General features: G+C 63.0%; 2 protein-coding genes. Both read right to left on the bottom strand.

Features of this window, described 5'->3' with window-relative positions:
• Positions 1 to 119: 119 nt before the first annotated feature.
• Entirely contained in the window at positions 120 to 13,130 is a 13,011-nt protein-coding gene (locus tag KP808_RS08975) for a non-ribosomal peptide synthetase (protein WP_326839559.1), read from the bottom strand.
• 111 nt (positions 13,131 to 13,241) lie between these two features.
• Positions 13,242 to 14,000, bottom strand: a complete 759-nt coding sequence (locus tag KP808_RS08970; RefSeq protein WP_058409700.1) for a thioesterase II family protein — start codon at positions 13,998 to 14,000, stop codon at positions 13,242 to 13,244.
• Positions 14,001 to 14,264: the final 264 nt, after the last annotated feature.

Genomic DNA, 14,264 nt, shown 5'->3' with positions numbered 1-14,264 from the left:
GCTTGGTCATGCGGGTTCAGGCGTTTATTCCTTCCCTTGAAAACGCGCCAGCGAGCTGCGGATTTACACCCGGTAACGAGTTTTTTATCCGCAACGCCAGCGCGCCGACGAGAGGCCGATCAGAGCCCTTCCAGCTCCGCCATCAAGTCCGCCAGACGGTCGAATTTCTGCTCGTCAACCTGCGCTCCGCCAAGGCTTTGCAGATGCTCGGCCAACGCCTGAACGGTGTTGAATTCGAACATCGCTCGTAATGGCACGTTGCGCTGCAGCAGCTTCTGCGCACGGGTGACGACCTGGGTAGCGAGCAGCGAATGCCCTCCCAACTCGAAGAAGTTGTCGGTAATGCCTACCCGCTCGACCTTGAGCACATCGGCCCAGATGGTCGCCAGTTGCTGCTCCATCTCGGTCTGCGGCGCGAGGTATTCCTGCTGTGCCTGACTGACGTCCGGCGCAGGCAGGGCCTTGCGGTCGAGCTTGCCGTTCGGCGTCAGTGGCATGGCTTCCAGCAGCACCAGATGCGCAGGCACCATGTAGTCCGGCAGGCTGGCCTTGAGGTGGTTTTTCACCTCGTCTCGCAGCGCATCGTGATCCGGCGTGGCAGCGCTTGGCACCAGATAGGCCGCCAGCACTTTGCCCAACGGACCGTCGACGTCCAGCACCACCGTCTCGCGGATCGCCGAATGCTCCAGCAAGCGGGTTTCGATTTCGCCCAGCTCGATGCGATAACCGCGAATCTTCACCTGATGGTCGACCCGGCCGACGTATTCCAGCACGCCGTCCTTGCGCCGCCGCGCCAAGTCACCGGTGCGGTATAGACGCTCGCCCGGTGCACCGAACGGATGCGGCACGAACACCGGCACGCTGCGCGAGGGATCAGCGACGTAACCACGGCCGACTCCGGCCCCGGCCACGCACAGCTCACCCACTGCGCCCAGCGGCACGAGGTCCAGCGCTTCGTCGAGCAGGTACAGGCGGTTGTTGTCGGTCGGCGAACCGATCGGCAGATAAGCGCTGCGTGTGGACGCTGCATCAACGCGGAAGAACGCCACGTCGTCGGAACACTCAGCCGGGCCATAGGCATTTACCAGCCCAATCTGCGGGTAGCGTTGCAGCCACTGGCTGGCCAGCTCGGGCGGCATGGCTTCGCCGGTAGGCAGCATCCAGCGCAGGCTGTCGAGCGTTGCCTGCTGCTCGGCGAGAAGGCCGGTTATCAGCGACGGCACGCTTTCCAGCACGCTGATGCGCTGGGCCTGCACATGCGCCAACAGGGCTTGCGGATCGCGGGCGATGTCGTTCGGCACAATGTCCACCCGCGCGCCAAACAGCGGCGCAGCGAGGAACTGCCAGACCGAGATGTCGAAACTTTGCGAAGCGGTCTGGGCGATCACATCGCTGTCGCTCAGGTTCAGGTATGGCACCTTGCTCAACTGGTTGTTGAGCATGCCGCGCTGCTCGACCATCACGCCCTTCGGCAGCCCGGTGGAGCCGGAGGTGAAAATCACGTAAGCGAGGTTTTCCGGTGCGCTGTAGCGGCCGGGGTTGTGCTGCGCTGATTCGCTCTGCTGCACAGTTTCCCAGACCAGCAACTGCGGACGAGCGGACTCGGGCAGCGCTTCAAGTAGCGCCCTGCCCTGTTCCAGATATTGCGCGCTGCACACCAGCAGCGGCGTGCCGCTCTGGCCAATGATGCCGCTCAGTCGCGAATCGGGCAGCGCCGGGTCCAGCGGCAGGTAACCGCCACCGGCCTTGAAGCTGCCGATTATCATGCCCAGCAGTTCAACGCCACGCTCGGCGAGCAAGGCAACCGGCTGATCGAAACTGACACCGGCCTCGATCAGGGCATGGCCCAGACGGTTGCTGGCAATATTCAACTCGGCATAGCTAAGCTGGCGCTCCAGGCAACTGACCGCAATACGCTGCGGATGCGCCGCGACCTGTGCTTCGAACAGTTCGACGTAGCTTTTATCCAGCGGGTACGCGTGCTCGCTCTGGTTGCAGCCCTCAATCAGGAACGAGCGTTCCTGCTCGCTGAGCAGTGCCAGTTCGCTCATGTCGCCGTGGAAGCCTTCGATCAGCGCCAGCAGCAGGCGCTTGAACTCGCCGAGCATGTTCTGCACGGTGGATTCGTCGAAATAACGCTGGTCGTAAGACAGGTGCAGGCCCAGGTCATCACCCGGATAGCAGACGGCCGTCAGCGGATAGTTGGTGTGGGTGCGGCCGGAATCCGACGTGGCGTTGAGGCTTTGCGCACGGTCGAGCACCGAAACTTCCACCGGTGCGTTCTCGAACACGAACAGGCTGTCGAACAGCGGCTGGCCTTTGGGCAGTTCGCTGTTTTCCTGGATGGTCACCAGCGGCAGGTATTCGTACTCGCGCAGTTGCATGTTGCTGTCCAGCAACTGACTCAGCCACTGGCGCACGCTGCAACGCTGATCGTCGCCGGGCATGCCGACGCGCAGCGCGATGGTGTTGATGAACAGCCCGACGGTGCGCTGCATTTGTGGCAGCTCCACCGGACGACCGGCCACCGTGACGCCGAACACCACGTCGCGATCACCGCTCATGCGCCGCAGGGTCAAGGCCCACGCTGCCTGGGCGAAGGTGTTGACGGTCAGTTGATGCTGCTGCGCCAGCTCGCGCAGTTGTGCGCCGTCGCGTTCATCAAGGCGGGTATAGCAATCGCCCACGACCATGCCGCCGCTGTCGCCCGCATGTTCACGCAGGAACGGCCGGTCGCTGGGGATCGGCGTCGGTCGTTCGAAGCCGCGCAGGTTGTCTTGCCACCAATCCCGCGCCTGCGCCAGGCCACGACGTTGCAGCCAGCCGATGTAGTCGCGATAACGCGGTGCAGGGGTCAGTTGCGCATCGCGGCCTTCGCCCAGCGCAGTGTAGATATCGAAGAAGTCGTTCATCAGCAGCGAACGGCACCAGGCATCGATGAGGATGTGGTGGTTGCTCATCATGAACCAGTAGCGTGCCTCGTCGACGCGAATCAGGCGCAGGTGGAACGGCGGCTGATCGAGCAGATTGAAACCTGCCTCGCGCTCGGACTTGAGCAAGGTCTGCAAACGCGGCTCCTGCTGGTCCTCCGGTACATCACGCCAGTCCAGATAATCAATCGGCGTGCTGCCCGGCTTGTGGATGACCTGCAGCATGGTTTCGCCGATGTCCCAGCAGAACGAGGCGCGCAGCGCTTCATGACGGGCGATCACCGCCTGCCAGGCCTGGGCAAAACGCTCCGGGTCGAGCGCGCTGTTGATGCGGTAGCGGTCCTGCATGTAATACAGGCCGGTGCCCGGTTCCAGCAGGGTGTGCAGCAACATGCCCTCCTGCATTGGTGTCAGCGGGTAGACGTCCTCGATGTGCGTCGCAGCGACCGGCAGTGCGTCGAGTTGCGCCTGATCCAGATCGGCCAGCGGGAAGTCCGAAGGCGTCAGGCCGCCGCTTCCATCGCTCAGGCAATGGGCGATCAGCGCCTGCAAACGGGTCAGGTAGTCCTGCGCCAGCGCTTCGATAGCCGCAGGTTGATAACGCTCGGCACTGAAGGTCCAGCGCAGCAGCAGTTCGCCGCCATACACCTGGCTGTCGATGCTCAGCTCGTTGGGCAGCGGCGCATGCGGATCGTGGGCCGCGCCCGCTGACTCTTCCAGCGGACGGAACAACGCATCGCTGGCGAAGCTCTGGTCGAACTGACCGAGGTAGTTGAAGGTGATCGGTGCCACCGGCAGCGCCTGCATGGCGGCTTTGCTGGCACTGTCGGCCAGATAACGCAGCACGCCATAGCCCAGGCCTTTGTGCGGCACCTGACGCAGTTGCTCCTTGATCGCCTTGATCGACTCGCCCGGCGCTGCATCGCCAGCCACCGCTGGCGTGAGGCGCAGCGGATAAGCGCTGGTGAACCAGCCGACCGTGCGGGTCAGGTCGATGTCGTCAAACAGGGTTTCGCGGCCGTGTCCTTCCAGTTGGACCAGCGTCGATGGTTGCCCGCTCCAGCGGCAGACCACTTGCGCCAGCGCCGTCAGCAGCAGGTCGTTGACCTGAGTGCGGTAAGCGCTGGGTGCCTGTTGCAGCAGTTGTCGGGTACGTTCGGCATCCAGCCGCACGCTGACGGTTTGCGCATGACGATTCTGCTGGCCGCCCTGCGGGTTGTGGCACGGCAACTGCGCCGCTGGACCGCCAAGCTGACGCTGCCACACGTGCAGCTCTTCACGTAACGATTCGTTACCCGCGTAGGCCTGCAAACGTGCGGCCCAGTCACGGAACGCACTGGTCTTGGCGGCAAAGCGCACTGGCGTTGCTTCGCTCAACTGTCGATAGGCCGTTTGCAAATCGTCGAGCAGCACCCGCCACGAAACGCCATCGACCACCAAGTGGTGAATGACCAGCAGCAGACGTTGCTGACCCTGCGGACCATCGACCAGCAAGGCGCGCAACAGCGGGCCGTTTTGCAGATCGAGACTGCGCTGGGTGTCGGCGTACAGCGCCGCACACTCGGCCATGTCCGCAACCCGTGCCTGAATCAGCAAGGTTTCTGCCGTCACTGCACGGTGTTCAGCCTGCCATTTGCCGTTTTGCCCGGTGAAGCTCAGGCGCAATGCGTCATGCTGTTCGAGCAGTGCACGCAACGCCTGCTCCAGCAGACGCGGGTCGAGTGCATTGAGCGGCTCCAGCACCAGCGACTGGTTCCAGTGCTGACGCTCGGGGATCGGCGTGTCGAAGAACCAGTGCTGAATCGGCGTCAGGGCCGACGCGCCTTGCAGCAGGCCCTGTTCAGCCTGAATCAGTTCGCTGGCGGTCGCCACGGCAGCCAGGGTCTGCACGGTCTGGTGCTGGAACAGATCACGCGGGCTGAAATGAATACCCACCTGACGCGCCCGGCTGACCACCTGAATCGACAGGATCGAATCGCCGCCCAGTTCGAAGAAGTTGTCGTTGAGGCCGACTTTCTCCACATTCAGCACCGCACACCAGATCGCCGCCAGCTGTTGCTCCAGTTCACTGGCCGGGGCTACGTAGTGCTGACGATTGAGTTCCGGGTCCGGTGCAGGCAATGCCCGTCGATCAAGTTTGCCGTTGGCGGTCAGCGGCATGCTGTCGAGCAGAATCAGGTGGGTTGGCACCATGTAATCCGGCAACTGCGCCTTGAGGTGCGACTTGAGCGATTCACGCAATTGCGCCTGCTGCTCGTCGCCCTGCCCGGCCACATCACTGACCAGATAACCCGCCAGTTGCTTGCCCGACGGCGTGTCCAGCGCCAGCACTACGGCTTCGCGGATGGCCTCGTGTTCCAGCAAACGGGTTTCGATTTCCCCCAGTTCGATACGGAAGCCGCGGATCTTCACCTGATGGTCGATACGCCCCACGTACTCCACCAGCCCGTCGGCGCGCTGGCGCACCAGGTCACCGGTGCGATACAGACGCCCGCCGTTGCTGGCAAACGGGTCGGCCACGAAGCGCTCGGCGCTCATGCCGGGGCGCTGATGGTAGCCCTGCGCCAGACCGGCACCGCCGATGTAAAGTTCGCCGCTCGCGCCCTGCGGCACCAGGGCCAGATCGGCGTCGAGAATATAGGCAACCCGCGCGCCGACCACACGACCGATCGGTACGCTGGCTTCGCCCTCTTCCAGTTGCTGCGGGGCCAGGCTGGCCAACGGCATGACCACGGTTTCGGTCGGGCCATAGGCGTTGAACAACAGTTCCGGCTGGAACACTGCGCGAATGCGCTGCAAGTGTTCACCGGTCAGCGCTTCACCGCCAGTGATGCACATACGCACCGGCAAGGTCTGGCCTTGAGTGGCCAGCCACTGCGCCAACTGGCTGCCATAGCTGGGGGTGAAGCCGAGAATATTGACCTGCTGCTGGCGAATCAGCGTGCAGATTTCTTCGGCGTCCCACTGACCTTGAGCGCGCAATACCACGCGCGCGCCGCTGAGCAACGGCACCAACAGACGCTCGGTGGCGGCATCGAAGTTGATCGAATAGAAATGCAGTTCGCAGTCATCGGGCTGCATGTCGAAGCGACGAATCACCGCCTGACAATGCATGGCGATTTCACCGTGGGACACCACCACACCCTTGGGCTTGCCGGTCGAGCCGGAGGTGTAAATCAGGTACGCCTGATGCTGCGGCAGGCTGATAAACGGCAGTTCATCGGACGAAAAAGACTCCAGCAGCAGCTGATCGTCTTCCAGGCACCAGCGGGCAACACCGGCAGGCAACTCGCCCAGCGCGGCAAGCAATGCACGGTCGCTCAACAGCAGGCCGACGCCGCTGTCTTCGATCATGTAGTGCAGGCGTTCCAGCGGATATTCCGGATCCAGTGGCACATACGCACCACCGGCCTTGAGGATCGCCAGCAGGCCGACGACCATGTCCAGCGAGCGCGGCAGCGCCAGACCGACGCGAACCTGCGGGCCGACGCCGCGCTCGCGCAGCATCCACGCCAGTTGGTTGGCGCGGGCGTCCAGCTCGGTGTAGCTCAGGGTTTCACCGGCAAAGGTCAGCGCCGGCGCCTCTGCGCGCAGCAGCGCCTGTTCGGCGAACAGGCTGTGAATGCACTGATCAAGCCGTTGTTCGCCGGCTTCGACGCCGAGGCTGTCGAGCAACTGCTGACGCTCGGCGTCCAGCAACAGCGGCAGTTCACTCAGGCGCTGTTGCGGGTCGGCGAGCAGTGCTTGCAGCAGGTTCAGCCAGTGCTCGGCCATCTGCGCGATGCGCGGCTCGTCAAACAGATCGGTGCTGTAGGTCAGGCAGCAACCCAGGCGGTGATCCAGTTCGGTGACCTCCAGGTTGAGGTCGAATTTGGTGGCACGCGCATCGTTGACCAGATAGTCGACGGTCATGCCCGCCAGCTCGCGACTTTGCTGGAATTCCCAGCGCTGCACGTTGCACATCACCTGAAACAGCGGGTTGTAGGCCGCGCTGCGTGGCGGTTGCAGGGCTTCGACCAGATGATCGAACGGCAGGTCCTGATGCGACTGGCCTTCAATGACGGTGTGACGAACCTGTTCAAACAGCTGCGCAACGCTCATTTGCCCGTCAAGCTGCACGCGCAGCACCTGGGTGTTGAGAAACGCGCCGATCAGCCCTTCGCTTTCCGGACGGATGCGGTTGGCCACCGGCGCACCGATGCGCAGGTCATTCTGGCCGCTGTAACGGTAGAGCAGCACTGCCAGTGTGGCGGTCATGGTCATGAACAGGGTCAAGCCATTGCGCGCGTTGAACGCGCGGACTTTAGCGGCCAGTTCGGGATTCAGGTCGAAACGGTACAGTTCGCCCTGATGACTTTGTACCGGCGGGCGCGGCCGGTCGCTGGGCAATTCCAGCAACGGATGTTCGTTGCCCAGTTGCGCGGTCCAGTAATCCAGCTGGCGCTGGCGCTCACCCGCCTCCATCCACTGACGCTGCCAGACACTGTAATCAAGGTATTGCACCGCCAGCGGCTCCAGCGGCGACGGCTTGCCGTCAAGAAACGCCTCGTAGAGCAGGCCCAGTTCGCGAGCGAAAATATCCATCGCCCAGCCTTCGGTGACGATGTGGTGCAGGGTCAGAACGAAGTAATGCTCAAGATCAGCCGCCTTGACCAGACAGGCACGCAGCAGCGGACCGGTCTCCAGATCAAAAGGCTGATGCGCCTCGCTGTCGGCCAGTGCCTGAAGGCGCTGCTGACGAAGCTCGGCAGGCAGCGCCGAGTAATCCTGCCACTGCACGCGCAGGCCGGTCTGTTCGCTGACCTTCTGGCAGGCTACGCCGTTGACGCTCGGGAAGGTGGTGCGCAGGGTTTCGTGGCGCAGGATCAAGGCTTGCAGCGCGGCTTCGAAACGTTCGATATCGAGCACGCCGTTCAGTCGAGCCATGCCGCCGACGTTGTACGCCGGGCTGTCCGGTTCCATCTGCCAGAGGAACCACATGCGCTGTTGCGAATAGGACAGCGGCACCGCTTGACTGCGGTCAACGCGGGCAATCGGCTGCAGGCTGCTGCGTTCGCCGGACAGTTGAATGGTTTGAACCTGTTCGACAAACGCGCCCAGCTCGCTGGCTTCGAACAGCGCACGCAACGGCAAATCGATATCGCAGGCCTGACGCACGCGGGAAATAATCTGCGTGGCCAGCAACGAGTGCCCGCCCAGCTCGAAAAAGTCGTCGCGCAGGCCGACGCGCGGCACGCCCAGCACTTGGCGCCAGACGGCGGCGACCTGCTTTTGCAGGTCGGTTTGCGGCTCGACATGCTCGCGAGTCTGCCATTGCGGCTCGGGCAAGGCGCGTCGGTCCAGCTTGCCACTCGGGCTCAGCGGCATACTGTCGAGGCGCACCAGTTGCGCCGGGACCATGTAATCCGGCAGTTCCAGCGCCAGCGCCGACTTGATGCGCTCGGCCTGAACGTCCTGCCCGATTTCGGCCGTGTAATAACCGATCAGTTGCCGGCCAGCGGCGGTTTCGCGCACCAGCACGGCAGCATGACCGACGCCCGGCTGGGCCAGCAGCCGGGCTTCGATCTCCTGCGGTTCGACGCGGAAGCCACGCAGTTTGACCTGCTGATCCAGACGCCCAAGGTATTCCAGCGCACCGTCAGCGGCCCAGCGCACCAGGTCGCCGGTGCGGTACAAGCGCTCACCTGGCTGGCCCAGCGGATCGGCGATAAAGCGTTCGGCGGTGAGCCCTGGACGGTTCAGATAACCGCGTGCCAGGCCAATGCCACCGATGCACAGTTCCCCGGCAACCCCGCGCGGCAGCGGGTTGAGCTCGCTGTCCAGCACCCGGCACAGCACGTTACCCAGCGGACGGCCAATCGGCGAACGCAAGCCGTCGCTAACCTGGCATTGCCAATGGGTGACGTTGATCGCGGTTTCGGTCGGGCCATAACGGTTGTGCAGTTGTACGCCCGGAAGTTGCTCCAGCACCCGGTTGCGCAGTTCGCTCGGCAACGCTTCGCCGCCAGAGAACAGGCGACGCAGGCTGGTGCATTGCTGCGCCAGCGGCTCGTCGACAAACAGCTGCAACAGGGGCGGCACAAAGTGCAGCGTGGTCACACCGTGCTCGTTGACCAGTTGCGCGATGCGGTGCGGGTCGCGGTGTTCGCCGGGGCCTGCCAGCAGCAGGCGGCAACCGGTAATCAGCGGCCAGAAACATTCCCAGACCGACACGTCAAAGCTGATCGGCGCCTTCTGCATCAGCACGTCGCTTTCACTCAACCCATAAGTGTCCTGCATCCATTGCAGGCGCTCGGCCAGTGCACCGTGGGTGTTGCCGACGCCTTTGGGCTGACCAGTGGAGCCGGAGGTGTAAATCACGTACGCGAGATTGTCGCCGCTCAAATGCAGGCCCGGCGCGCTGACCGGCCAGCTGTCCAGGTGCAGCATGTCCATCGCAACCGTGCAGACCCCGTCTGCGCCCGGCAGGTCGCCGAGCAGATGGCTCTGGGTCAACAGCAGCTCGACGCCGCTGTCTTGCAGCATGTAGGCCAGTCGTTCAATCGGGTAATCCGGGTCCAGCGGCACGTAGGCGCCCCCGGCCTTGAGGATTGCCAGCAGACCGATCAACAGTTGCGGCGAACGCTCGGCGGCAATTGCCACTTTGATATCCGGGCCGACGCCCTTGTCGCGCAGGTAATGTGCCAGACGGTTGGCCTGGGCATGCAGGCTGGCGAAATCGAGGCTGCCGCCCTCCCAGACCAGCGCAATGCGCTCGGGAGTCTGTAGTGCCTGACGCTCCAGCATTTCAGGCAGCCAGACGTGTGCAGGCGTGCAGGCGGCAGCGCTCCACTGCGTCTGCTCGGCCAGCTCGTCAGCGCCGAGCAATTGCACGTCGCCCAACGCAACCTGCGCCTGCTGGCTGACCTGGGTCAGCAACTGAACGTAGTGCCGCGCCAGACGCACAATGGTGTCGCGTTCGAACAGCTCGTCGGCGTAATCGAAGGACAGGTTGAGACGACCGTTACGGTCTTCCTCGCTGTGCAATTGCAGGTCGAACTTGGCCTCGCGGCTGTGCCACGGCAGTTCTTCGGCGAGCAACCCCGGCAGGCGACGCAGTGCGCCGAGGTCGCGTTGCTGGTGGTTGAACATGACTTGAAACAGCCCGTGTTCGCGGGCCTGCGGAAACGCTTCGACCAGTTGTTCGAACGGCACGTCCTGATGCGCCTGAGCTTCCAGCGCGGCCTGGCGGGTCTGGGCCAGCAGTGTGGAAAACGGCAGGCGCGGGTCAAGTTGCGCACGCAGCACCAGGGTGTTGATGAAGAAGCCGATCAGGCCCTGGGTTTCATGGCGCGGACGGTTGGCACCGGGCACGCCGATGCGAATGTCGGTCTGCCCGCTGTAGCGATGCAACAAGGCCTGGAAGCCCGCCAGCAAGAGCATGAACGACGTTGATTGCCAGGCTTGCGCGGTGTTGCGTACGGCGGCGCTCAGCTCGGCACTCAGGCGCACGCTATAACGCGAAGCGCTGTGCTGCTGACGTGCCGAGCGCGGACGATCAGTGCTCAATTCCAGGGTCGGCTGCTCATCGCCCAGTTGCTGCTTCCAGTAGTCGAGCTGGCGCTCGGCCTCGCCGTTTGCCAGCCATTCGCGCTGCCATTGGCCATAGTCGGCGTAACGCAGTGGCAGAGGTGCCAGTTCCAGTGGCTGCCCCTGAACTGCCGACGCGTAGAGGCGCGAGAATTCGTCGATCAGCACATTCAGCGACCAGCCATCGGCAATGATGTGGTGCAGCGTGACCAGCAACTGATGCTCTTCTTCGTCGAGTTGCAGCAGCGTAACGCGCAGCAGCGGACCGTTTTGCAGATCGAACGGCAGACGCGCCTGCTCTTCACGGATCGCCAGCGCACGGGTCTGGCGTTCTTCGCTCGGCAGATCGCTGATATCCACGGTATCGAAATGGAACTCACCGGGCGCGTCGATGCGCTGTAGGGCGACACCGTCATGCTCATAGAAGCGCGTACGCAGCGATTCATGGCGCTCGATCAGGCGCTGGAAGCTGGTACGCAACGCCGTAGTGTCCAGTTCGCCACGCAGGTACAGGCCACCGGGAATGTTGTAGGCGCTGCTTTGCGGGTCGAGTTGCCAAAGGAACCACAGGCGATTCTGTGCCAGCGATTGCGGCAGCTGTTCGTTGCCGGGCAGCCGGGCGATAGCGTTCTGCGTCTGGCTGTCGCCTTGCGATGCGGCGATTTGAAGCGCTTCGATCTGCGCCGCAAAGGCGGCCAACGTCGGCGCTTCGAACAGCAGGCGCAGGTTCAGGTCGATGCCCAGTGTTTCACGTAACCGGGCCACTACCTGGGTGGCGACGATGGAGTTGCCGCCCAGCAGGAAGAAATGATCGTCGGCGCTGACCTGCTCACACTGCAAATGCTCGCACCAGACACTGGCGATCTGCGCTTGCAGGTCCGATCCTGTGCTCAGGGTCCGGTTTTGATGCGTTGCATCGTTCGCGGGAAACACCGCGTAGCTGTCCAGGCTGCCGTCGGCCAGACGCGTGCGGCAGGCCGAACGTTGCAACTTGCCGCTGGAAGTTTTGGGCAGAGCACCCGGATTGAGCAGCACCACAACGCTCGGCGCTTCTTGAAACGCCTCGGCAACGGCCTGGCGAATGATCTTGATCAGCGCCTCGGCGGACAGCATTTTCTGCACGCTGCGGCTCACTTCGGCAGCGATCCCAATGCCTTCGCTACCGTCCTGATTGACCGCAAATGCCGCAATACGGCCTTTGCGCACCACATCGACCTCGCGCTCGACGACTTTCTCGATGTCCTGTGGGTACAGGTTGTGGCCACGGACGATCAGCATGTCTTTCAAACGGCCGGTGATGTACAACTCGCCGTGCCGCTGAAAGCCCAGATCGCCGGTGCGCAGCCAGGTCTGGCCGTCATGCTGGACGAACGCCTTGGCGGTGGCTTCAGGGTTGCGCCAGTAACCGTGGGCGATGCTCGGCCCGCTGGCCCACACTTCGCCGATACGGTTTTCGTCCAGCACTTGCAGGGTGGCGGGGTCGGCGATCAATACGCCATGCCCCGGCTGGCCGGTGCCGCAGCTCATGACTGGCTGACCGTCGCCCAACTCTGCCACATTGCGCGCCAGCGCCTGAGTATTCAAACGCAGTGAAGGAATGCCTTTGCCGCGCTTGCCACCTGCCACGTAAAGCGTGGCTTCGGCCAGCCCGTAGGAGGCCATGAAGCTGTCCGGCGTGAAGCCGCAACTGGCGAACTTCTCGGCAAACGCATTCAGGCTGTCTTCGCGGATAGGCTCGGAGCCGGAATACGCCACGCGCCAGCGACTCAGGTCGAGCCGCTCCAGCGCAGAATCACTGACCCGCGCGCTGCACAACTGGTAGGCAAAGTCGGGCCCGCCGCTGATGGTGCCGCCGTATTCGCTGATAGCTTCCAGCCAGCGCAATGGCCGCGTGAGGAAGTAAGCGGGGGCCATCAGGATGCACGGAACGCCACTGAAAATCGGCTGCAACAAGCCGCCGATCAGGCCCATGTCGTGATACAGCGGCAGCCAGCTGACGATCACGTCGTCCGGATTGACGTCGATGCCGAAGCCATGACGAATCAACAGTTCGTTGGCAACCAGGTTGCCATGGCTGACCTGCACGCCCTTGGGCAAGGCGGTTGAGCCCGAGGTGTATTGCAGGAACGCGATGTCGTCGGCCTGCAATTGTGGCCCCTGCCAATTGTCGGCAGACGCACTGTCCAGCGTATCGACGCAGAGCAGTTGTGGGGCATCGGCAGCAGCCAGCTCATCCATCTGCAGCAAGGCGGGCTGCAGGTCGGAACCGGTCAGTACCAGCCGTGGCTCGGCATCGGCGATGATCGACAGCAGCCGCTCCTGATGATGACGACGGTTGGATTCCGGCGGGTAAGCCGGCACCGCAATGACCCCGGCGTACAGGCAGCCGAAAAACGCAGCGACATAGTCTGGCCCACTGTGAAACAGCAGAATCGCCCGATCCCCCGGCACGGCCTGACGTTGCAGCGCAGCGGCGATGGTCCGCGCGCGCAGGTCCAGGTCACGGTAGGTCAACACCAGTCCCTGGTCTTTCTCGTCGGTGAGGAACCGCAGCGCCAGCCGATCCGGCGTGTGCAAGGCGCGACGCTGAAGAGCCTGGGCCAGAGTGTCGGGGAGTTCAAACGCATCCATGATGGAGTTCCTGCTAGATTCGGCGTGCCAGATAAGATCTGAATTTCAAAAAGGCGCGCGCCCTGAGTTGGGCCGTGCGTGAGACAAAAAAGCCAAAAGAGGCAAAAGCGGTCAGCCGGCTGCCCGGTTCAATTGCCGTGACGCACTGTTGCGCCAACGCGCCAGATGCAGTTCGCAATAGCGCCGCAGGTGCCGGAGCAGTTGCACTTGCTCATCGACCAGATAGAAGTGATGCCCCTCGAACATGTCCAGCGAGAAACCGGTACAGGTCTCCTCCTGCCAGTCGAGCAGCTGCTCGACGCTGACACTGTCCTGCTTGCCACCAAAAACATGGATCGGCAGGTTCAGCGGCTCGCGCTTGCCATACACGAAACTGCCGCAGAGCAGGAAATCGGCGCGCAGGATCGGCAGCATCAATTGCATCAGCTCGTCATTGGCGATGACGTTTTCGCTGGTGCCCTTGAGCGTGCGCAGTCGGTCGATCAGTTGCTCATCGGTCTTGGCCAGAGCGTATTCGCTGACATCGCGGCGCACTGGACCGGCGGTAGCCGATGCAAAAAGCGCCAGCGGCTCAGGCAGACCCCGTTCACGCAACGCATGCGCCAGTTCGAAGGCCAGCAGACCACCAAGGCTGTGGCCGAACAGCGCATAGGGCGTATTCAGGTCAGCACTGATTTCGTCGGCCAGACGGTTGGCCAACTGCACGATATCGGTCTGCAACGCCTCATCCATGCGCATGCCGCGACCGGGAAGCTCCAAAGGCCGTACGTTCAGCCACTCCGGCAATTTGCGCCGCCAGGGGCTGTAGAACATCGCGCTGGCACCGGAAAAAGGCAGGCAGAACAGCGTCAGGCTCACGGGTGTGCTCATATCTGAACCGTCCCTCTGTTGGCGCGGATGTAAAAGCGGCGTTGCGCGTGATCGAAGCGCATGGGGTTCTCCTGAGGTATTCCCTGGCCGCAACCGTGGTCGGGCCTGTCACCAATGAGAACGGATGGCGTCTGCAAATAATTAGTGGAGATGCGCGTCGCGAGAGCGCGCCTGACAAGGCCGCACTTTTAAAGTGCGCTGATTGGCTTTCGCATTTGACAATAATTATCATTAAGGCTAATTTATCGCCCCATGTGACGGCGC

Source organism: Pseudomonas savastanoi (assembly GCF_020917325.1).
Classification (GTDB): Bacteria; Pseudomonadota; Gammaproteobacteria; order Pseudomonadales; family Pseudomonadaceae; genus Aquipseudomonas; species Aquipseudomonas amygdali.
The sequence above is the reverse complement of the archived record's forward strand: the minus strand, read 5'-3'. Positions and strand labels throughout refer to the sequence as shown.

Coding starts and splice junctions, on each gene's coding strand:
- KP808_RS08970 (WP_058409700.1), bottom strand. CDS start 14,000: ATGAGCACACCCGTGAGCCTGACGCTGTTCTGCCTGCCTTTTTCCGGT.
- KP808_RS08975 (WP_326839559.1), bottom strand. CDS start 13,130: ATGGATGCGTTTGAACTCCCCGACACTCTGGCCCAGGCTCTTCAGCGT.